A 20152-nucleotide genomic window follows, 5' to 3' on the forward strand; every position below is an offset into this window, starting at 1 on the left:
TGACGGCAGTCGCGGGCGGCTATATCGTTCCGCGGAAATCGATTTCCGACGTGTTGGCCCCGCTCCGGCCGCACGCACGGATCCCGGGCACCCGCCTCATCGCCGTCGTCGATCAAGGAGGATCCGATGCGCTTCACCCGCGAACACCTGACCAGCACCGGTACGGAGACCAGCGCGCTGTCGCGGCGGCGGCTGCTGCAGCTCATGGGTGCCGCGGCGACCGTGCCGGTGCTCGGCTCGGTGGCCGGCTGCGAGAGCCCCGGCTCGACCAGCGACGGAGGCGGCGGGGGCGGAGGCGGCGGTGACACCCTGACGTTCGTGTACCGCGGCGACGCCAACCAGCAGGAGGCGTTCAACAAGCTGTTCGCCGAGTTCAACAAGGTGGAGCCGGACATCAAGCTGCGCGCCCAGGGCATCGCGGCGGACACTTGGGGCGACTTCTCCAACACGGTGGCGACGCGCATCGCCGGCGGGCAGGTGCCCGACATCATCCAGATCGCCACCGAGGGGCAGCGGATCTTCGCGTCGAAGGACCTGCTGGAGCCGCTCGAGCCGTACATGGAGCGCGACCAGGACATCGTCGACGACTACTTCGCCGACATCGACCCGAACCTCGTCGAGTGGAACACGAAGTACGCGTCGCACGACGGGCAGACGTACTACATCCCGGGCGGGTACAACACGGTCTGCTTCTGGTACAACACCGAGACCTGGGCGGCGGCCGGCGCGGCGCCCCCCACGGCCGGCTGGACGTGGGACGACTTCCTCGTCGCGGCCGAGCAGCTGAAGGCGGCCGGCGTCTTCATCCTGCCGATCGGGTCCGACCCGTTCACCGCGATCATGCCGTGGATGCTGACGAACGGCGGGTCGCCGCTGGACGAGGAGTGGGCGACGCCGACGTTCGACACACCGCAGTCGATCGAGTCGCTGCAGTTCTGCCGCGACCTCATCGCCAACGGGTACGCGCCCGAGCCCGGCGGCGCCTTCGACGCGGGCGAGGCGCTCTCGAAGGGCACCCTGGCCGCGATCGCGGGCGGCCGCTGGCCGGTCATCGACATGCGCCGGCTGGAGCTGGTCGACAAGATGGCGATCGTGCCGATGCCGCAGAAGACCGGGCCCGGCTCGCCGGTCGGCTGGGACGCGTGGCCGATCACCAAGGCGTCGGAGAAGAAGAACGCCGCCTGGGCGTTCATCAAGTTCATGATGTCGAAGGAGGCCAGCGAGTACTACGCCTCGATCGGCGGCACCATCGTCCCGGCCCGGCTGTCCGTCGCGAACAGCCCCGCCTTCACCGACGACGCGCCCGAGGGGACGACGGCGCTCTCGGAGGCCATCTCCTACGCCACCCCGGTCCCGTCGCCGGACCGGGGCGCCGAGGTGCAGACGGCGATGATCAACGCCTGGGACAAGGCGCTCAGCGGGAACGAGTCGCCCGAGGCGGCCCTGGCGCAGGCGAACGAGGAACTGGCCGGACTGCTATGACGGCCGGCGTCGCCACCCCGGTCGGCATCGGCACGGACGGTCCACCGCGGCGCCGCGCCCGGCGCCGAGAGACGCTGGCGGGGTGGGCGTTCCTGAGCCCGGCGCTGGTGCTGTTCCTCGTCTTCATCGCGGGCCCGCTCGCGTTCGCGATCTTCCTGAGCGTCCACTCGTGGGACCTGCTGACGCCGCGCGAGTACGTCGGCCTGGAGAACTTCCGGCGGCTGTTCTCCGACCCGCTGCTGCCGAAGGCGCTGCTGAACACGTTCCTGTTCGCACTGGCCTCCGTGGTGACGCACGTGTTCGGCGCGCTGCTGCTGGCGCTGGCGGTGAACCGGCCGATGAACCGGTTCGTCTCGTACTTCACCCGCAGCGCGGTGTTCTTCCCGTACCTGCTGTCGTGGGCGGCGGTCGCGCTGCTGTGGAAGTACGTGCTCGACCCGACGTTCGGGCTGGTGGCGTACTACCTCGACAAGATCGGCATCGACGCGCCGAACTGGTTCGTCGACCCCACGTGGTCGCTGCCGGCGATCATCGGGATCGACTTCTGGTACACCATCGGCTTCACCTTCGTGATCATGCTCGCCGGCCTGCAGACGGTGCCGTCGGAGCTGGTCGAGGCGGCCCGGACGGACGGCGCGAACCGGTGGCAGGTCTTCTGGCACGTGACCGTCCCGATGATGTCGCCGGTGCTGTTCTTCGCGGTGATCATCACGTTCATCGGCGCGTTCCAGATCTTCGACCCGATCCAGATCATCACCGGCGGCGGGCCGGACGACGCCACGATGACGATCGTCATGTACCTGTACCAGACCGGATTCCAGGCCTTCCAGATCGGCTACGCGTCGGCCATCGCGATCCTCGTGTTCGTCGTGATCATGGCGGTGACCGGCCTGCAGTTCCTGGTCGCGCGGAAGTGGGTGTACGAGCGATGAGCCTGCGCGTCGACGTGGACGCGAACGACCTCCTCCGGCCCCGCGAACGGCCGCGCGAGCGCGGGCGCCGGCGGCGTCGTCCGGGCGCGATCGCCTTCGACGTCCTGGTGCTGGTCATCGGGCTGCTCATGGCCGCGCCGCTGGTCTGGCTGTTCGCCGCCAGCGCGACCGAGCCGGGCGAGGCGTTCACGCTGCCGCCGAACTGGCTGCCGTCGCCGTTCTCGACCGAGAACTACTCTTACGCACTCGAGCTCATACCGTTCGGGCGGATGGCGCTGAACAGCCTGATCGTGGCCGTCATCAGCGTCGGCGGGTCGCTGCTGGTCGCCGTCCTGGCCGCGTACGCGTTCTCGCGGCTGTCGTTCACCGGGCGCGACCAGATCCTGGTGGCGATGCTGAGCGCGCTGATGGTGCCGGCGCAGCTGACGATCATCCCGGTGTTCGTGCTGATGCGTAACCTCAACCTGGTGGACACGCTGACGTCGCTGTGGCTGCCGGCGCTGATCAACGTGTTCGCGATCTTCTTCCTGCGGCAGTACTTCAACTCGATCCCGCGCGAGCTGGACGAGGCGGCCCGCATCGACGGCGCCGGCCACCTGTGGATCCTGTTCCGGATGCTGGTGCCGCTGTCCGGCCCGGCGCTGTCGGCGCTGGCGATCCTCGGCTTCCAGGCGTCGTGGAACAACTACTTCGGCCCGCTGATCTTCATCTCCAGCCCGGAGAAGATGACGCTGCCGCTGGGGCTGGTGACGCTGCAGAGCGGCCAGGGCGGCGCGCCGGCCGCGGTCGTGTTCGCCGCGATCGCGATGGTGGTGGCGCCGGTCCTCGTCCTGTTCCTCGCCTTCCAGCGCAACTTCGTCGCGTCGGTGGCGACCGCGGGGTTGCGGGGATGACGATGCGGACGATCGCGCTCCCCGGTCCGGCCGGGGCCGCCGCGGAGGAGGACTGGCTGCCCCGCGGCGCCCGGGCGCTGTGGGCCAGGGCGCCGTGGGTGCTGGCCGGGTCGCTGCCGGTGTTCGCCGTCGTCGTGGCGGCGAGCCGGCTGAGCGGCGGTCACCTGCTGGTCATGACGGCGATCGCCGGCCTGGTGGGTGCCCCGGCGCTCGTCGGGCTGACGGTCGTCGCCCAGCGGCTGGTGGTCGACGGCGACCTGCGGGCCTGTGATCTGTGGACCCCCGGGTGGCTCCGGGCCGTCGCCGTGGTCTGGACCGCCACGGCCGCCGTCGCGCTGACGCTGGTGGCCTTCGAGGTGTACGGGCGGACGGGGTCGGCGGCGGCCCTGGTGCCGGCGCTGGCCGGGTCGGTCGTCGCCGCCCACGCCGTCCTGCTGGCACCCGCCGCCGTCGCGCTGATCCTCGACCGGCCCGGCGCGCCGTGGCGCAACGTCTGGGTCGTCGCGTTCATCGCCGCCGCCCGCCGTCCGGTACCGGTGCTGGGCGGGTGGGTGGCCGCGGCGCTGCTGGCCTGGCTGGCGCTTCGGCTCCAGGTACTGCTGCTCGTCGTCCCGGGCGTCGCCGCGGTGGTGCTGGTCAGCGCCGCGTGGACGGCGCTCGGCGGGCTCGGCGTCACGCCGGCCCGGCGTACCGATCGCTGAAACCGAAAGGACCTCCATGCCGGAACCCCGCTCGATCGCGCACGAGGACGGACGGCACGTCGCCATGCCGCTCGGCGGCATCGGCACCGGCACGGTGGCGCTCGGCGCCGACGGCGGGCTGCGTCAGTGGCAGCTGCACAACCTCGGCAACCACCGCGGCGACCTGCCCGGCTCGTTCCTCGCGCTCCGGGCGACCCAGTGGGAGCCGCCGCTGGACGAGCTCCGCGTCCTGCAGGCGCGGCCGGCTCCGGGGCCGCACGCGCCGACGCCGCTGGTCACCGACGACGTCGTGCCCGGGTGGCAGGCGGCGAGGGCTGGACCCACGTCGTCATGGAGAACCACACGCTGGCCCCCGCACACCCCGGAGCCGGGCAGCTGGTGCTCGCCGTCGACGATCCCGGTGCGGCCGTGCTCGCGCAGTGGCGGCGGCCGGAGGAGTTCCTGGCCTTCCTGCGCCGCCGCGGCCTGAGCCGGGCCGGCGGGCTCCCGGACGACGGAACCAGCTGGCCGGTCACGCTGGGCACGGCCTGGGGCCAGGTGTCGCGGTCGGGCGCGACGGTGACGCTCGACGTCCTGCATGGGGAGGCGCCGGTGCGCCGCTGGGAGCTCATCGGGCCTGACGGCGACGTCGTCGCGGCTGCCGACAGTCACCCCGAACGGGTGACGCTCCCCTAGGCCGGCGCCCCGAACGATGGAGACATCGATCGGGAGGGGAGCCGGCTCATGGGCAACAGGTTCGAGGGCGTCATCGACGTGGACGTGCGGGACTCGAGGCCGGACTGGGCGCCGTACCTCCAGCCGGTGGCGCCGGACGGCGCGCCCAACGTCTTGTACATCGTGCTCGACGACGTCGGGTTCGCCGCCATGGAGCCGTGGGGCGGGCTGATCGAGACGCCGAACATCCGGCGGCTGGCCGAGCGCGGCCTCACGTACACGAACTGGCACACCACGGCGCTGTGCTCGCCGACCCGCTCGTCGCTGCTGACCGGGCGCAACCACACGACCAACGGGATGGCCTGCATCGCCGAGGCGACCGTCGGCTTCCCCAACGGCAACGGCCACATCCCGTTCGAGTGCGCGACGATCGCCGAGGTGCTGGGCGAGCGCGGGTGGAACACCTACATGCTCGGCAAGTGGCACCTGTGCCCGGCTGACGAGATGAACCTGGCCTCGACGAAGCGGAACTGGCCGATCGGGCGCGGGTTCGAGCGCTACTACGGCTTCCTCGGCGGCGAGACCAACCAGTGGTACCCGGACCTCGTCTACGACAACCACCCGGTGTAGCAGCCGTCGCTGCCCGAGGACGGCTACCACCTGACGACCGACCTGACCGACCGGGCGATCGAGTTCATCCGCGACGCGAAGATGATCACGCCGGGCAAGCCGTTCTTCATGTACTTCTGCCCCGGCGCCACGCACGCGCCGCACCAGGTCGCGAAGGAGTGGATTGACCGGTACCGGGGCCGGTTCGACGAGGGCTACGAGGCGTACCGCGAGCGGGTGTTCGCCCGGCAGAAGGAGCTGGGGATCTTCCCCGCGGGCGCCGAGCTGTCCCCGTCCAACCCGAACGCGGAGGAGACCTCCCCGGACGGCAAGCCGTGGCCGGCCCTGGACGTCGTCCGGCCGTGGGACTCGCTGTCGGAGGAGGAGAGGCGGCTGTTCTGCCGCATGGCCGAGGTGTACGCCGGGTTCCTGTCGCACACCGACCACGAGATCGGCCGGCTGCTGGACTACCTGGACCGGTCCGGCCAGTTCGACAACACCATCATCGTGCTGGTGTCCGACAACGGCGCCAGCGGCGAGGGCGGGCCGAACGGCTCGGTCAACGAGAACAAGTTCTTCAACAACATCCCCGACGACCTCGAGGAGAACCTGCGCGCCATCGACGAGCTCGGCTCGCCGTCCACCTACAACCACTACCCGGTGGGCTGGGCGTGGGCGTTCAACACACCGTTCAAGATGTGGAAGCGGTACAACTTCGAGGGCGGCGTGGCCGACCCGCTGCTGGTGTCGTGGCCGGCCGGCATCGCGGCCCGGGGCGAGCTGCGCCACCAGTTCCTGCACGCCACCGACATCGTCCCGACCATGTACGACCTGCTGGACGTCGAGCTGCCGGACACCGTCAAGGGGTACCCGCAGCTGCCGCTGGAGGGCGTGAGCTTCCGGTCGACCTTCGAGAGCGACGACGTGCCGACGCCCAAGGAGTCGGCGTTCTTCTCGATGCTCGGGTCGCGGGCGGTGTGGCACAAGGGCTGGAAGGCGGTCACCGTCCACCCGACGATCGCCGGCTGGAGCCACTTCGACCAGGACCGCTGGGAGCTGTACCACACCGACGCCGACCCGACCGAGAGCCACGACCTCGCCGCGGAGCACCCGGTCAAGCTGCAGGAGATGATCAGCCACTGGTTCCACCTCGCCGGGATGTACCACGGCCTGCCGCTGGTCGACCTGACGGCGGCCGAGGTGCTGTCCGACCCGACCCGGCCCCAGGTGGCGCCGCCGCGCGGGCGGTACGTCTACTACCCGGGGACCGCCGAGGTGCCCGAGACCGCGGCGGTGAACGTCCGCAACCGCGACTTCACCATCGCCGTCGAGACGCACATCGACACGGCTGACGCCCAGGGCGTGCTGTTCTCGCACGGCGCCCGGTTCGGCGGCCACGCCCTGTACGTCAAGGACGGCCGGCTGCGCTACGTCTACAACTTCGTCGGCAGCAACGTTCAGACGATCGTCGGCGACGCTGCCGTGCCCACGGGCGACGTCGTGCTGTCGGCCGCCTTCGTCAAGGCCGGCGACGCGCTGCCGACCACCGGCACGCTGAGCCTGTACATCGACGACCGGTTGGTCGGCGAGGGCACGATCGTCACCCAGCCGGGCAACTTCTCCCTCGTCGGCGAGGGCCTCAACGTCGGACAGGACCCGGCGTCGCCGGTCACCGAGGACTACCCCGGCGCCAGCCCGTACGCCTTCACCGGCGGCACCATCATTGCCGCCATCGTCGACGTCTCCGGCGAGCCGTTCGTCGACCTCGAGAAGGAGGCCGTGGCCATGATGGCCCGCGAGTGAGCCCGATGATGGGTGAGCGTCTGCTGTGGCCATGACAACAGCAGCCGCTCACCCATCTCGGTGGCCGGAGAGGTAGGCGGCCTCGATCTCGCGCAGGACGGCGCCGGGTTCGGTTCGGAGCCGGGCGGGAGAGACCGGGAGGACGCGCCAGCCGAGGGCGGCGTAGCGGGCCCGGCGCTCCTCGGTGCGGGCCGGCGCGTCGCCGAAACCGTGGAAGCTGCGCGAGTCGACCTCGACGACCAAACAGGCTCGTTCCCAGCAGGCGTCGGGATGGATGCCGCGCTGGCCGGGGAGCACCTGGTTCCAGCGGGGTTCCGGGAGGAACTGGCTGGTGCGGACGAGGTCACGGAGTTCGCACTCGGGTGCGGAGCGGCAGCCCGCCTCGATGTCGTACATGGCGAGCCGGGCGAGAGCGCCACCGCGCCGCGGTGCGGCGCCGACCTCGATGCGCAGGTCCGTGAGGGTGGCGCGGCGTCGTTGAACGGCCTCGCACATGAGGGCGCGGGTGTTGCGTAACGCGCGTGCCCGGTGATGGCCTGGTTCGTCCCAGCAAGCGCGGCAGCCGCCGGTGCGTGAGCAATTCGGCCGCCAGTCCGCCGGCAGCCGTGCCCAGCGGACCACCGTGTCCGCGACGGCGCGCGCGACCGGGACGACTGGCACAACGCCAGGCGACGCGGTCGGCGCGAGCGGGTCGAGCACCTCGTCCAGCGGTGGTCCGCAGCGCTGAAGTGCGGACAGCCGCTCGTCGTCGAGCCAACGCTGGCCCTTCGGCATGCGGCGAGTCCGGATGGTGCGGACGAATCCGTGCCCACGCTGGCCGCGAGCCCAGTCCACGAGCAGGTCGACGTTGTCGTCGACCGGCGGGCCGTACCGCAGCCCCGCCAGGTCACAGGCCCACGGACCGGTGACCAGGGCGCCCTCACCCGCGTGGAGGACGGCCGCACGCAGCCGGTGCAGCGGGCTGAGAGGCCCGCTGAACGTCGCGTAGACGCCCGGCAGGACGCGCTGCCACGGGCCGCCGGGCCGGATGGCATGCCGCACTGCTTCGGCACTCATGCCGGCGGCGAGCGCCTGCTGGCGGGTGAGGAGCCCATCCTGAACCCGGGCGAGGGCGAGGGCGCGCTCATGTGGCACGACGCGATCCTGCGCGATGGAAGCCATGGAGGAAAGCGGGTATTCGCCACCTGTGGATAACCCGATGGGTGAGCGTCTGCTGTGGCCATGGCGACAGTAGACGCTCACCCATCGGGCTCGCGACGTTCACAGGTCGTAGCCGCCGGAGGCCTCGATGTCCTGGCCGGTGATCCAGCGGGCGTCGTCGGAGAGGAGGAAGGCGATGACGGCGCCGATGTCGTCGGGCGCGCCGATGCGGCCGAGGGCGGTGCGGGCGGCCTGCGGGGCGATCAGCTCGGGGAAGCGGTCGAACGCGTCGTCGCCGAGGCGGGTGCGGGTCGGGCCGGGCGAGACCGAGTTGACCCGGATCCCGCGGCCGGCCAACTCCTTCGCGAGGTAGCGGGTCAGCACGACGAGGCCGCCCTTCATCGCCGCGTAGACGGAGTAGCCGGGCGTGACCCCGGCGGGGTTGGTCGACGTGCTGGTGGTGTTGACGATCGCGGCGCCGTCGGCGAGCAGTGGCAGCAGCGCCTGCGTGAGGAACAGCGGCCCCTTCAGCAGCACCCGGTGCAGCCGCTCGTACTGCTCGTCGGTGATGTCGCCGAGCAACGCCATCTCACCGATCCCGGCATTGTTCACCAGCGCCTCGACGCGGCCGCCCGGCCAGGTCGCGGCGATCGTCTCGCGCAGCCGCTCGGCGAACGCGCCGAACGAGGCGGCGTCGCCCACGTCGAGCGGCAGCGCCACCGCGGTGCCGCCGAGCTCCTTGACCGCGCGGATCGTCTCGTCCGCGCCCTCCGGATGGCGGCGGTAGGTGACGACGACGCCGAACCCGCGGTGTGCGGCGGCCACCGCTGCGGCTTGCCCGATTCCCGCGCTTCCCCCGATGACGACTGCGACGCTCATGGTGTTCGTTCCTCTCGGCAGATCCGTTCTGACGAGTCAATTCAAGTCGCGACAGGCACCCGGACGGTAGAGCATTCGTGGCGACCTCTTGCCCGATCCTGCCCGACCTGGTTGTCTGTCGGGTATGGAGCTGGACGAGCTGCGCGAACTGATCGGACGGCACGCGCGCGCGGCCGACGTGCGGATCGGCGACAGCGCCGTCATCTCGGCGGCCACCCGCTCCGGGCCGCCCGAGTTCTCGATGACGGGCACGATGGTCGTGTTGCTCGCCCAGGGCGCGAAACGGCTGGCCGTCGGCGACCAGGTGCACGTCTACGGGGCCGGGCAGTCGCTCGTGACGTCGGTCGAACTGCCGGCGTCGGGCCACTTCATCGACGCGAGCCGCGAGACGCCCGCACTCGGGTTCGCGCTGACGTTGAAGCCGGCGCTGATCGCCGACCTCCTCCTGCACCCCGCGGCGGCCGGACTGCCGCGGGCGCAAGTCGGCGCCGCGCCGCCGGGCATCATGGTCGACGACGCGCCCGGCGACCTCGTCGACGCGATCACCCGGATGGTCCGCCTGCTCGACCGGCCGCGCGACCTCCCGGTGCTTGCCCCGCTGGTCGAGCGCGAGCTCACCTGGCTGGTCCTGCGCGGCCCGCGCGGCGCGGCCGTCAGCCAGCTCGGCCTGGCCGACAGCCGGCTCAGCCGCATCGCCCACGCCGTGCGCTGGCTGCGCGAACGCTACGCCGAGCCGGTCCGCGTCGACGAGCTCGCGCGGATGACGCGGATGAGCCCGTCCGCCTTCCACCGCAGCTTCCAGGCGGTCACGGCGCTGAGCCCGATCCAGTTCCAGAAGCAGCTGCGCCTCCAGGAGGCCCGCGTGCGGCTGCTCGCCGACCACCGCGACGTCGCCGGCATCGCCCACGCCGTCGGGTACGAGAGCCCGTCGCAGTTCAGCCGCGACTACAAGCGCCGGTTCGGCGCCGCGCCCCTGCACGACGCACTGCGCCTCAACGCCGGACGTGGCGACGACGCAGCGCGCTCGCCAGCAGGCCGGCGCCCACGATGACGGCCGCCGCCGGCGCGAGCCGGCCCGGGCCGGCCTCGGCCACCCAGCCGCTGACCGTGCCCTGGATCTCCAGAGCCGCGTCGACGACGGAGTCGGCCGGGTCGCCGCCAGCGAGCACCCGCAGCTCGTAGGCGCCGTAGTAGGCGACGTAGGCGCCGGCGACGATCAGCAGCGCCCCGCTCACCCGCGACACGTACGGCAGCAGCCGGCGGGCCCGGCGCACCACCGCGTCGCTGCCCAGCGCGACCGCGGCGGCCAGCAGGCCGACGACCAGCCCCATGCCGACGCCGTACGCGACGAACGCGGCCAGCCCGCCGGCGACGCCGGACGACCTGAAGGTGGCCGTGGCCATCGCGAGGAACGGCGCGACGGTGCAGGACAGGCTGGCCACCGCGTACGCGACGCCGTACCCGGCCATCGACCACACCGACGACGACGGCGCCCCGCCCGCCAGCCTCGGCGCCCGCACCGGCAGCTCCCGGCCGCTGACCAGCCACCAGCCGAGGGCGACCAGCGCGACCCCGATCACGATGGTGGCCCACGGCAGGAACCGCTCCACGGACAGTGCCGCCGGCACCACGACCAGCCCGAACGTGCCGAAGACGGCGATGAAGCCGGCCGTCATCGCCGCGGTCATGACGCCCGCGCGACGCAGCGCCGCCGCCGGGCCGGGCGGCCCGCCCTGGGCGACGAGCAGGGTGAGGTAGGTGGGCAGCAGGGCGAAGCCGCACGGGTTCAGCGCCGCCACCGACCCGAGCAGCAGGGCGAACTCGATCGGCACCTCGCCCATGTCAGTCCGAGACCAGCCGCTCGACCTCGGCCACGATCTCGTCTTCCTCCAGCGGCCCGCGGATCACCTCGACGGTCCCGTCGGCGGACACGAAGCCGAAGTCGTACTGCTGCGTGACCTCGAACCGGCTGTAGACCTCGCCGTCGCGGTCGTCGAGGTGCACGATGCCCTCGACGCCGCCGTCGGCGACGAACTCCTCCATGGCGCCGAGGTCGCCGGACAGCCCGGCCACCCCGACGAACGCCACCTGCCCGTCGAACCGGGCGGCGAGGTCGGCGATCAGCGGCGCCTCCCGCCGGCACACCGGGCACCACGGCGCCCAGAACCACAGCACGGCGGGCCGGCCGACCAGGCTGGCGCCGTCGAACGTGCTGCCGTCGAGGGTCGGCGCCGTGAAGGCCAGCTCCTCCGGGACCTCGGCCGACGGCGTCGCGCTCGGCGTCGGCGTCGGCGTCGGCGTCGGCGTCGGTGTGGGTGTCGGTGTGGGTGTCGCCGTCACGGACGGCGTCGGCGTGGGTGCCGCGGTCCCGCCCTCGTCGGCCTCGCCGCAGGCGGTGAGCAGGACGGCGATCACGCCGAGCACCACGGGGCGCCGCATCAGCGCCTCGCCAGGTCGGCGACCGCGGCGAACAGCAGTGTGCGGACGCGGTCGACGTTGGCGCGGACCACCTCGAGGACCGCTTCCTGGCGCACCGGCGGCAGGTCCGGCTCGCCGTCGAGTCCGGCGTCGTAGTCCGTGACGAGCGCGATGCCGCCGAAGTCCAGCCCGGCCTCGCGGGCCAGCGCCGCCTCCGGGTACTGCGTCATGTTGACGACGTGCCAGCCGGCCTGACGGTGCCAGGCGGACTCGGCGCGGGTGGAGAAGCGCGGCCCGTTGACCACCACGACGGTGCCGCCGTCGTGCATCGTCGCCCCGGCGGCGGCACCGGCGTCCAGCAGCGCGCGCCGGACTCGCGGGGTGTACGGGTCGGCCAGCGAGACGTGTTGAGGTCCGTCGTCGAAGCGGTCGTGGAAGGTGTCGGCGCGGCCCCACGTGCGGTCGACCAGCTGGTCGACGACGACGAAGTCGCCGGGCCGCAGCTCCGGGCGCAGCGACCCGGCCGCGAACGGCGCGACCAGCGTGTGCACGCCGAGCCGCCGCATCGCGTCGACGTTGGCGCGGTAGTTCACCCGGTGCGGCGGCAGTTCGTGCCGCGGTCCGTGCCGGGGCAGGAACGCGACGCCCACGCCGTCGACGTCGGCCACGGTCACCGGCGCCGACCCCCACGCGGTCTCCACGTCCACCGTCTCGGCGCCGGTCAGGAACGTGTAGAACCCGGATCCGCCGAAGATCCCGATCTCTGGTGTCATCTCTCCTCCGCACGGATCAGGCGGCGGGTCTCGGCCAGCCGCCGTCGCATGTCCAGCACCGCACGCACCGTCCCGCCGACGGTGCCGGTGACCTTGCTCCTGCCGGTGCGCGGGTGGTACGGCACCGGCCGTTCGGCGATCCGCCAGCCGGACCGTCCGGCCCGCAGCACCATCTCCAGCGGCCACCCGGACCGCCGGTCGGCGAGCCCGAGGCCGAGCAGCGCCTCGCGCCGGGCCGCCCGCATCGGCCCGATGTCGCTCACCCGCGCGCCCGTGTAGGCGGCCACCCGGCCGGCCAGGTAGCGGTTGGCCACGCGCGCGTGCGGCGGCATCGCGTGCCCGCGCCGGGCACCCAGCACGAGGTCCGCCGCCCCCGCGACAACCGGATCCGCCACCAGCGGCAGGTCACCCGGGTCGAGGGTGGCGTCGCAGTCCATGAAGCACACGACGTCCGACGCCGCCGCCGTCAGTCCCGCGAAGCAGGCGGCGCCGAACCCGCGCCGGCGCTCCAGGACGACGACGCCGCCGCAGGCCGCGGCCACCGCCGCCGAGCCGTCGGAGGACCCGTTGTCGACGACGATCGGGCGGTAGCCGGCGGGCATCCGGCCGAGCACCCACGGGATCGCGGCGGCCTCGTCCAGCACCGGCAGGACGACGTCGATCATGCGACCACCCGGCTCAGCCGGGCAAACCAGCGCCCGGCCGCGACGTGCCAGCCGGCCGGTCGCAGCCCAGCCGCGGCGGCCAGCCGGGCGATGTCGTCGGCCGCCACCCGCGCCCACGGGAACCAGCCGCTGATCTCGTCGTCGCGCTCCAGCCGCGCCTCGCCCCACCAGGAGCCGGCGCCGGGCGGCCCGGTCTCGACCACCACCCGGCCGTCGCCGGCCAGCAGCCGGGCCACCCGGCGCAGCAGCTCCACCGGCGCTCCGCCGATGCCGACGTTGCCGTCGAGCAGCAGCACGCTCTGCCACCGGCCCTCCCCCGGCAGCGGGTCGAACACCGAGTAGCGCAGCGCCGTGGCGCCCCGGGCCCGGGCCTGGTCGACGGCGTGCGTGGACGCGTCGACGCCGAGCGCGGGCACGCCCAGCTCGGCCAGCGCCACGACCAGCCGGCCCGGACCGCAGCCCAAGTCGAGCACCGGGCCGCGCAACGACGCCAGCAGCGCGCGCTCCGCCGGGGTGGCGGCCGCCGTCCAGTCGGCCAGCGCGAGCGGCTGGCTCCAGCCGTCCCGGCCGCGCATCAGGACCGTCATCGCCCCCGCCTCGCCCGCACCACGACCGCCACGCCGACGACCAGCCAGATCAGCGCCAGGACGACGATCAGGTTGCGGCCGTAGTCCAGCGGCAGCGCGCTCGGCACCGACGGCGACCGGCCCCAGCCGCGCACCACCGGCCAGAACACCACCGTCAGCAGCGCCGACAGCGCCAGCCCGAGCCGCACCGGCAGCCGCGCGGCGTCCGGCAGCCATCGCGTCGCCAGCGCCGCGACGACCAGCGCCGGCGCGAGCAGCGCGTCGTGCAGCACCCCGGAGCCGGCCAGCCAGACGGCCAGCTCGACGGGGTGGGTGTCGGCGCGGTCGGCCCACAACCCGGCCAGTCCGTAGCCCACGATCCCGGCGCCGCCGACCACGCCGCTCCAGAAGAAGGGCCCCGACGGCGTCCGCTCCGGCGGCGGCTGCGAGGTCATCATGCGCGGATCACCACCAGCTCGTGCACCCACTTCGTCTGCAGCACGCCGGCCCGGTTCGGCGCGATCAGCCGGCACGGGTAGCCGTGGTCGAGGTCGAGCCGTTCGCCGTTCAGAGCGACCGCCAGCATCGTGTCGAGGTCGCGGACCTGCAGGTGGTTCAGCTCCGAGGCCCGGTACCGGCCGCCGGCCTGCAGCGACTCGACCCGCACGGTGACGCCGTCGTCGACGTCGGCGCCGGCGGCGGCCAGCAGGTCGGTCACCGGCACGCCGCGCCAACGGGCCGACGCGCTCCAGCCCTCGACGCAGGCGATCGGCAGCTCCGCCTCGCGGCGGGCCAGCCGGTCGAGCTCCCCCGCGGTGAGCTCGACCGGACCGGCCACCGCACCGGTGACGCGCAGCCGGAACCCCGGGTCACCCGCGGCCTCGACGACACCGGCCTGGACGGCGCTGCGGTTGACCGGCAGGCCCTGCACGCCGATGTCCGGCCGGCGCTGCGCGAACAGCGTCAATGGGCGCAACGGCGTCAGCGTCTGCCCCGCGGTGGTCACCGTGACGACACCGGCGGCGGCCGCCACCGCGCCGAGGAAGCCGCGCCGCCCGAGCGCGCAAGGCGCGGCCGCCGCAACGGGGTCGCCGGGCCGGGACAGTGCCGCCCGGGCCACCGACGCCTTCGCACCCACGTGCGCGACCAGCGCGCCGATCGTGATCCACGCGACCCAGTAGTGCGCGGCCGGGAAGTAGAACCCCCACGGGTACCAGCGCGACACGTTCGCCACCCCGGAGAACAGCTGGAACACCGCACCGCAGACCAGCGGCACCAGCATGAGCCGCTCGACGGCGTGAGCGGCGTTGCTCACCGGCGGCCAGCGGAACAGCCGCGGGTACACCGACCACAGCTTCGCCAGCAGCAGCGGCACGGTGGCGAAGCCGGTCGCGACGTGCAGGCCCTGCGTCACCCGATACAGCGAGGCCGGGCGCGGCGGGATCGGCAGCCAGCCCACCGGGTGCTGCTGCAGGTGCGAGTAGAGCCCGGTCAGGAAGCAGACCAGGAAGCAGCAGCCGAGCGCGATGCCCAGGATCGCGGCGGTCCGCGCGTCGTGCACCGGCCGCCGCAGCGCCTCGTCGCGCGCCGCCGCCACTGTGCGCAGCGGGTTCACCGGCGCTCCGCACCGGCCAGCAGCGAGCGCACCACGGCCGCCGTCCGCGACTCCGGCGCCGCCTGCGCCACCGCGACCGCGTCGGCCGCCGTGTCGAGGTCGCGCAGCACCGGCAGCGGCGTCACCGTCAGCCCCAGCGACCGCAGCCGCTCGGCCTGCCAGGCGCCGGTGTGCGCCGTGCTCATCGGCACGCCGTCGAACACGCCGCGCCGCCAGCGGGCCAGGCCCAGCGCCCACCAGCCGCCATCCTCGGCCGGCCCCAGCAGCGCGCGGCCGTCCGACAGCAGTCCCAGCGCCTCGTCCAGCAGCGACGGCGTCACCTGCGGGGTGTCCATGCCGAGCTGCACACCCGGGCCGCCGGCGTACCGCCAGGCCGCGGCCAGCCGGACGCCGAGCGGCCCACGCACCTGTGGCACCACCTCGAAGCCCGGCGGCAGCCAGGGACCGGGCCGGCCGTCGAGGGCGAGGATGCGCCGGTCCGCGCCGCACCGGGCGACGGCGTCGAGCGTGTCCGCGAGCGCGGCCTCGGCGACGCGGGCCGCCTCGGCCGGGTCCAGCGGCGGGCAGAGCCGGGTCTTGACGCGGCCGGGAACCGGCTCCTTCGCGACCACGAGCACATGGGTGGGTGTCACGGTGACGACCGTAGGTTCGACCGGCTGTCATGATTCTTACAAAGCGCGAAACTCTGCCGCTGTACCCGCCCGACCTGGGGCGAAGCGGTCACCGGCGGTGGCAAGGTGGACCCATGGATCCCGGACCGGGCCAGCGCGTGCTGGTGGTGGACGACGACCCGGCGCTGTCCGAGGTGGTCGGCCGGTACCTGCGCCGCGACGGCTTCGAGGTCGACTACGCCGCCGACGGCACCACCGGCCTGGCGAAGGCGCTCGAGACCCTGCCCGACCTCATCGTGCTCGACCTCATGCTGCCCGGGCTCGACGGTCTCGAGGTCTGCCGCCGGCTGCGCCGGGTCGCGCCGATCCCGGTCGTCATGCTGACCGCGCTCGGCGAGGAGAACGACCGCATCGCCGGCCTCGAACTGGGCGCCGACGACTACGTCACCAAGCCGTTCTCGCCGCGCGAGCTGTCCGCACGGGTCAAGGCCGTGTTGCGGCGGGCCGCGGCGGGCAACGTCACGGCGTCATCGGCGGCGCCGCGGCTGTCCGGCGCCGGCTGCGACGTCGACCTCGTCGCCCACCAGGTGCGCCGCGAGGGCGAGCTGGTGGCGCTCACGACCAAGGAGTTCGATCTGCTCGTGCACTTCATCACCAATCCGGGCCGGGCCTACCGCCGCGAGGAACTGCTCGAAGCCGTGTGGGGCTGGCGCTTCGGCGACACCTCCACCGTGACGGTGCACCTGCGGCGGCTGCGGGAGAAGATCGAGGCCGACGCCTCGGCGCCGCGTCACCTGCTCACCGTCCGCGGCGTCGGCTACCGGTTCGAGCCATGACCCGGCAGGCCGCCACCGTCTCGATCCTCGCGACCGGCCTGGTCGTCGCCGGGGTCATCGCCGCCTCCGCCGGCATCCCGACCCGCGACACCGCGATCCTCGTCGCGGTCACGGCGCTCGGGGCCGGGGCGGCGTTCGTCGCCGGAGCCACCGTGCTGCGCCGGTTCCGCGGCCGCCCGGTACGCGTCCAGGTGCTGGTCGTCGCCGTGTCGTCGCTGCTGATGACGGTGGCCGGCGTCGTGGCCGCGGCGCTGGCGATGTTCATCTCGACGCACGACCTCGTGGCGCTGTTCATCGTCGTGGCGGTCGCGACGTCGATGGCGGTCGGCGCGGCGCTGCAGCTCGGCGACGACATCGGCACCGCCACCTTGCAGGTCGGTCACCTGGCCCGAACCATGGTGGACGGCGGCGACGGGCCGGCGCGGGTCACCGGCCCGGGCGAGCTGGCCACGCTCGCCACCGAGCTGGCCGACGTCTCCGCTCGGCTGGACGAGTCGCGGCGGCGCGAGCGCGCGCTGGAGGCGTCGCGGCGCGAGCTGATCGCCTGGGTGTCGCACGACCTGCGCAGCCCGCTGGCGACGATCCGCGCGATGGCTGAGGCGCTCGACGACGAGGTGGCCGACGACACCGCCACGGTCCAGCGCTACCACCGGCAGATCCGCGGCGACGCCGAACGGCTCACCGCCCTGGTGGACGACCTGTTCGAGCTGTCGCGCATCAACAGCGGCGCCGTGCGGCTCGGGCCGGAGCTGGTCTCGATCGGCGACGCCGTCGCCGAGTCGCTGGCCGGTGCGGCGTCGCACGCCTCGGTCAAGGGCGTGCGGCTGGTCGAGGAGCTCGCCGACCTGCCCGCCGCGGAGGTGTCCGCCCGCGAGTTCTCCCGCGCCCTGAACAACCTGCTCGACAACGCCATCCGGCACACGCCGGCCGGCGGCCGCGTCGTCGTCCGCTCCGGCCGCGACGACGACGGCGCCGTCCTGCAGGTCATCGACGAGTGCGGCGGCATCCCGGAACCGGACCTCGACCGGGTGTTCGACGTCGCCTTCCGCGGCGACACCGCACGCGGGCGGGACGCCGGCGGCGGCGGGCTCGGGCTGGCGATCGCCCGCGGCCTGGTCGAGGCGCACGCCGGTTCCGTCGAGGTCGCCAACCACGAGCGCGGCTGCCGGTTCACCATCCGGCTCCCGGCGTGAGGGTCCCGGCCGTCCCGCTCGCCCCTTTGTACCGCCCGGCTCCCGGTGAGTGGGCGGGAGCGGTCCCCATCGCGCTGGCCGGCTGGGTCCTGCTGCTGGTCGTCGCCTGGATCTGGGGTCGGACGCTGCCGGCCGCCGACCTGCACGTGGGCGCGATCCCGTTCTACGGCCGCTGGGACCTCGCTCCGGTCTGGCGGCTGGCCGCGCCGGTGGCGGTGGGCGCGGCGGCCGTGCTGCTGCTGCCGTCGCTCGCGACGCGGTGGCCCTGGCGGCGGGTGCTCGGCGCGGCAGCGGTGACGGCGATCGGCTGGAGCCTCGCGCTGGCTGCCGCCGACGGCTCGCACGGGTTCGCCGACATCGGCCAGGCGTACGGCGCGCACACCGGGCTGGTCGACGACCGCGGCGGGCCGGCGGCGTTCCTGCGCACGTACGTCGAGCACCAGGACGCCGTCCCCGTCCACCTGCAGGCGCACCCGCCGGGGCTGGTGCTGACGCTGTGGGCGTCGGCCCGGCTCGGGCTGTCCGGCGCCGGCTGGGAGACGACTCTGGCGATGGCCGGGGTCGCCGCGGCCGCGGTGGCGGTGCTGGTCATCGCCCGGGACGTCGTCTCCGAGCGGTTCGCCCGGGCCGCCGCGCCGTTCGTCGTGCTGGCGCCGGCCGCCGTCTGGCACACCAACGCCGACGTGATCTTCGGCGGGCTGGCGCTGGCCGGTGTCGCCGTCGTGGTCGTGGCCCGCCGCTGGTCCTCGGCCGCTGCCGGTGGCGCGGTATTCGGGCTGTCGCTGCTGTTCAGCTACGGTCTGGCGCTGCTGGCCATGCCGATCGCGGCCGTCGCGCTGTGGCGGCGCCGGCCGGTCCTGCTGTCCGTCGCGGCCGCGGCGGGCGCCGTCGTCGTGACGCTGCCGCTGCTCTGGGGGTTCTGGTGGCTCGACGGCCTGGCCGCGACCCGGGTCCAGTACTACGCCGGCGTCGGCGCGGAGCGTCCGTACGAGTACTTCCTGCTGGCCAACCTGGCGGTCTTCGCCGTCGCCGTCGGGCCGGCGACGGCGGCCGGGCTGGCCCGGCTGCGCGACCCGCGGGCCTGGCTGGTGGTCGGCTCGGGTCTGGCGGTCGTGCTGCTCGCGGACCTGTCCGGGCTGTCCTCGGCCGAGACCGAGCGGATCTGGCAGCCGTTCATGCCGCTGGTGCTGCTGGCCGGCGGCGCCCTGGCCGCATCGCGCGGCGGCCCGCGGGGGTGGCTGGCCCTGCAGGTCGCCGTCGCGGTCGTCCTGCAGGCGGCGCTGCGGTCGCCCTGGTGAGAGGAGATGTCGTGAAGGTGCTGGTCACCGGCGGTGCCGGGTTCATCGGCGGGCACGTCGTGGAGCAGCTGGTGGACGACGGCGCGGACGTCGTCGTCCTCGACTCGCTGGTCGCCCACGCCGAGCCGCCGGCCCATCTGCCTGGCGGCGTCGACCTGCGGGTCGCCGACCTGCGCGACGCCGACGCCGTCGCGCACGCCGTCAGCGACGTCGACGCCGTCTGCCACCAGGCCGCCCGGGTCGGGCTCGGCGTCGACCTCGGCGACGTCGCCGAGTACGTGTCCGACAACGACCTCGGCACCGCCGTGCTGCTGCGAGCGCTGTGGCGGCGGAGCTTCGCCGGCCGCCTCGTCGTCGCGTCCTCGATGGTCGTCTACGGCGAGGGCCGGTATCGCTGCGCCCGGCACGGCGCCGTCGCGCCCGGCCCGCGGCCGGCCGCCGACCTCGACGCCGGCCGGTTCGAGCCGCCCTGCCCGCGCTGCGGCGCGCCGCTGTCCTGGGCGCAGGTCGACGAGGACGCGCCGCCCGACCCGCGCAACGTCTACGCCGCGACGAAGCTGCACACCGAGCACCTCGCGTTCGCGTACGGGCGCGAGACCGGCGCCGCCGTCTGCGCGCTGCGCTACCACAACGTGTACGGGCCGCGGATGCCGCGCGACACGCCCTACGCCGGCGTGGCCAGCATCTTCCGCAGCGCGCTGGCTCGCGGCGCCGCTCCCCGCGTCTTCGAGGACGGCGGCCAGCGCCGCGACTTCGTCCAGGTCCGCGACGTCGCCCGGGCCAATGTCCTGGCGCTCGAGTCGGCGTGGAGCGGGGCGCTGAACGTCGCCAGCGGCGAGCCGCACACCATCCTCGACCTGGCCACCGCCCTGTGCGCGGCGTTCGGCCCGGCCGCGCCGTCGCCCGTCGTCACCGGTGAGTACCGCCTCGGCGACGTCCGCCACGTCGTCGCCTCCCCCGCCCGCGCCGCGGAGGTCCTCGGCTTCGCGGCCCGGGTCCCCTTCGCCGCCGGCGTGGACGAGTTCGCCCAGGCGCCGCTGCGGACCTGAGCCCGCTCATCCGGGGCTACGGCCGGGGTCAGTCG

Annotated in this window: 21 protein-coding genes and 1 pseudogene; 12 read left to right on the forward strand and 10 right to left on the reverse strand. The window is 73.8% G+C overall.

Features of this window, described 5'->3' with window-relative positions:
* Positions 1 to 126: 126 nt before the first annotated feature.
* The 7 genes and pseudogenes from BLV05_RS27905 (at position 127) to BLV05_RS27935 (ending at position 7074) form a co-directional block, all read left to right on the forward strand.
* Positions 127 to 1482 carry an ABC transporter substrate-binding protein gene (locus BLV05_RS27905; protein ID WP_197683361.1) on the forward strand — a complete coding sequence of 452 codons (1356 nt, stop codon included), beginning with the start codon at positions 127 to 129 and terminating at the stop codon, positions 1480 to 1482.
* Positions 1479 to 2414 carry a carbohydrate ABC transporter permease gene (locus BLV05_RS27910; RefSeq protein WP_063932626.1) on the forward strand — a complete coding sequence of 312 codons (936 nt, stop codon included), beginning with the start codon at positions 1479 to 1481 and terminating at the stop codon, positions 2412 to 2414. Before BLV05_RS27905 ends, BLV05_RS27910 begins: the two co-directional genes overlap by 4 nt.
* A complete protein-coding gene (locus tag BLV05_RS27915) occupies positions 2411 to 3307 on the forward strand; it encodes a carbohydrate ABC transporter permease (protein ID WP_046771548.1) in 897 nt (298 codons plus the stop codon). Before BLV05_RS27910 ends, BLV05_RS27915 begins: the two co-directional genes overlap by 4 nt.
* The gene (locus tag BLV05_RS27920) at positions 3304 to 4008 is read left to right on the forward strand and encodes a hypothetical protein (protein WP_152690988.1); all 705 of its coding nucleotides are present in this window, start codon (positions 3304 to 3306) and stop codon (positions 4006 to 4008) included. The genes BLV05_RS27915 and BLV05_RS27920 overlap by 4 nt, the downstream gene beginning before the upstream one ends.
* A gap of 16 nt (positions 4009 to 4024) precedes the next feature.
* A complete protein-coding gene (locus BLV05_RS27925; RefSeq protein ID WP_046771546.1) occupies positions 4025 to 4477 on the forward strand; it encodes a GH116 family glycosyl-hydrolase in 453 nt (150 codons plus the stop codon).
* Positions 4417 to 4683, forward strand: a complete 267-nt coding sequence (locus BLV05_RS37230; protein ID WP_046771545.1) for a hypothetical protein — start codon at positions 4417 to 4419, stop codon at positions 4681 to 4683. The genes BLV05_RS27925 and BLV05_RS37230 overlap by 61 nt, the downstream gene beginning before the upstream one ends.
* A 48-nt stretch (positions 4684 to 4731) precedes the next feature.
* Positions 4732 to 7074 (forward strand): annotated as a pseudogene (locus BLV05_RS27935) (arylsulfatase).
* A 48-nt stretch (positions 7075 to 7122) separates the two neighbouring features.
* Here the strand turns inward: BLV05_RS27935 and BLV05_RS27940 are convergent.
* Positions 7123 to 8208, reverse strand: a complete 1086-nt coding sequence (locus tag BLV05_RS27940; RefSeq protein WP_152690987.1) for a type IV toxin-antitoxin system AbiEi family antitoxin domain-containing protein — start codon at positions 8206 to 8208, stop codon at positions 7123 to 7125.
* A 126-nt stretch (positions 8209 to 8334) separates the two neighbouring features.
* The gene (locus tag BLV05_RS27945) at positions 8335 to 9093 is read right to left on the reverse strand and encodes an SDR family NAD(P)-dependent oxidoreductase (protein ID WP_046771543.1); all 759 of its coding nucleotides are present in this window, start codon (positions 9091 to 9093) and stop codon (positions 8335 to 8337) included.
* A 124-nt stretch (positions 9094 to 9217) separates the two neighbouring features.
* Here BLV05_RS27945 and BLV05_RS27950 point away from each other — a divergent pair, with 124 nt between their 5' ends.
* Positions 9218 to 10144 carry an AraC family transcriptional regulator gene (locus tag BLV05_RS27950; RefSeq protein ID WP_046771542.1) on the forward strand — a complete coding sequence of 309 codons (927 nt, stop codon included), beginning with the start codon at positions 9218 to 9220 and terminating at the stop codon, positions 10142 to 10144.
* Here BLV05_RS27950 and BLV05_RS27955 read toward each other — a convergent pair.
* Genes BLV05_RS27955 through BLV05_RS27990 form a run of 8 tightly spaced genes read right to left on the reverse strand, consistent with a single transcriptional unit; the run spans position 10086 to position 15762 of the window.
* Positions 10086 to 10934 (reverse strand): cytochrome c biogenesis CcdA family protein, encoded by an 849-nt coding sequence (locus BLV05_RS27955; RefSeq protein WP_046771541.1) that lies wholly within the window; start codon positions 10932 to 10934, stop codon positions 10086 to 10088. The two genes, BLV05_RS27950 and BLV05_RS27955, sit on opposite strands and share 59 nt — an antisense overlap.
* Before the next feature lies 1 nt (position 10935).
* Positions 10936 to 11532, reverse strand: coding sequence for a redoxin domain-containing protein (locus tag BLV05_RS27960; protein ID WP_046771540.1), 597 nt, complete (start codon positions 11530 to 11532; stop codon positions 10936 to 10938).
* Positions 11532 to 12284, reverse strand: coding sequence for an MTAP family purine nucleoside phosphorylase (locus BLV05_RS27965; RefSeq protein WP_046771539.1), 753 nt, complete (start codon positions 12282 to 12284; stop codon positions 11532 to 11534). The genes BLV05_RS27960 and BLV05_RS27965 overlap by 1 nt, the downstream gene beginning before the upstream one ends.
* Entirely contained in the window at positions 12281 to 12946 is a 666-nt protein-coding gene (locus BLV05_RS27970; protein WP_046771587.1) for a glycosyltransferase family 2 protein, read from the reverse strand. The genes BLV05_RS27965 and BLV05_RS27970 overlap by 4 nt, the downstream gene beginning before the upstream one ends.
* Positions 12946 to 13536: a methyltransferase domain-containing protein gene (locus BLV05_RS27975; RefSeq protein ID WP_046771538.1), complete on the reverse strand. Its 591-nt coding sequence runs from the start codon at positions 13534 to 13536 to the stop codon at positions 12946 to 12948. The genes BLV05_RS27970 and BLV05_RS27975 overlap by 1 nt, the downstream gene beginning before the upstream one ends.
* Positions 13533 to 13973 (reverse strand): hypothetical protein, encoded by a 441-nt coding sequence (locus tag BLV05_RS27980; protein ID WP_152690986.1) that lies wholly within the window; start codon positions 13971 to 13973, stop codon positions 13533 to 13535. The genes BLV05_RS27975 and BLV05_RS27980 overlap by 4 nt, the downstream gene beginning before the upstream one ends.
* Positions 13970 to 15130 (reverse strand): molybdopterin-dependent oxidoreductase, encoded by a 1161-nt coding sequence (locus BLV05_RS27985; protein ID WP_197683363.1) that lies wholly within the window; start codon positions 15128 to 15130, stop codon positions 13970 to 13972. Before BLV05_RS27985 ends, BLV05_RS27980 begins: the two co-directional genes overlap by 4 nt.
* The gene (locus BLV05_RS27990; protein WP_046771537.1) at positions 15127 to 15762 is read right to left on the reverse strand and encodes a TIGR04282 family arsenosugar biosynthesis glycosyltransferase; all 636 of its coding nucleotides are present in this window, start codon (positions 15760 to 15762) and stop codon (positions 15127 to 15129) included. The genes BLV05_RS27985 and BLV05_RS27990 overlap by 4 nt, the downstream gene beginning before the upstream one ends.
* Before the next feature lie 113 nt (positions 15763 to 15875).
* Here BLV05_RS27990 and BLV05_RS27995 point away from each other — a divergent pair, with 113 nt between their 5' ends.
* From BLV05_RS27995 to BLV05_RS28010, 4 genes are read left to right on the forward strand one after another with little or no spacing between them, the layout of a single operon-like run.
* Positions 15876 to 16577 carry a response regulator transcription factor gene (locus tag BLV05_RS27995; protein ID WP_046771536.1) on the forward strand — a complete coding sequence of 234 codons (702 nt, stop codon included), beginning with the start codon at positions 15876 to 15878 and terminating at the stop codon, positions 16575 to 16577.
* Positions 16574 to 17770 (forward strand): sensor histidine kinase, encoded by a 1197-nt coding sequence (locus tag BLV05_RS28000; protein ID WP_082155649.1) that lies wholly within the window; start codon positions 16574 to 16576, stop codon positions 17768 to 17770. The genes BLV05_RS27995 and BLV05_RS28000 overlap by 4 nt, the downstream gene beginning before the upstream one ends.
* The gene (locus tag BLV05_RS28005) at positions 17767 to 19068 is read left to right on the forward strand and encodes a hypothetical protein (RefSeq protein WP_152690985.1); all 1302 of its coding nucleotides are present in this window, start codon (positions 17767 to 17769) and stop codon (positions 19066 to 19068) included. The genes BLV05_RS28000 and BLV05_RS28005 overlap by 4 nt, the downstream gene beginning before the upstream one ends.
* A gap of 11 nt (positions 19069 to 19079) precedes the next feature.
* Positions 19080 to 20117, forward strand: a complete 1038-nt coding sequence (locus BLV05_RS28010) for an NAD-dependent epimerase/dehydratase family protein (RefSeq protein WP_046771535.1) — start codon at positions 19080 to 19082, stop codon at positions 20115 to 20117.
* Positions 20118 to 20152 lie beyond the last annotated feature (35 nt).

Source organism: Jiangella alkaliphila (assembly GCF_900105925.1).
GTDB lineage: Bacteria > Actinomycetota > Actinomycetes > Jiangellales > Jiangellaceae > Jiangella > Jiangella alkaliphila.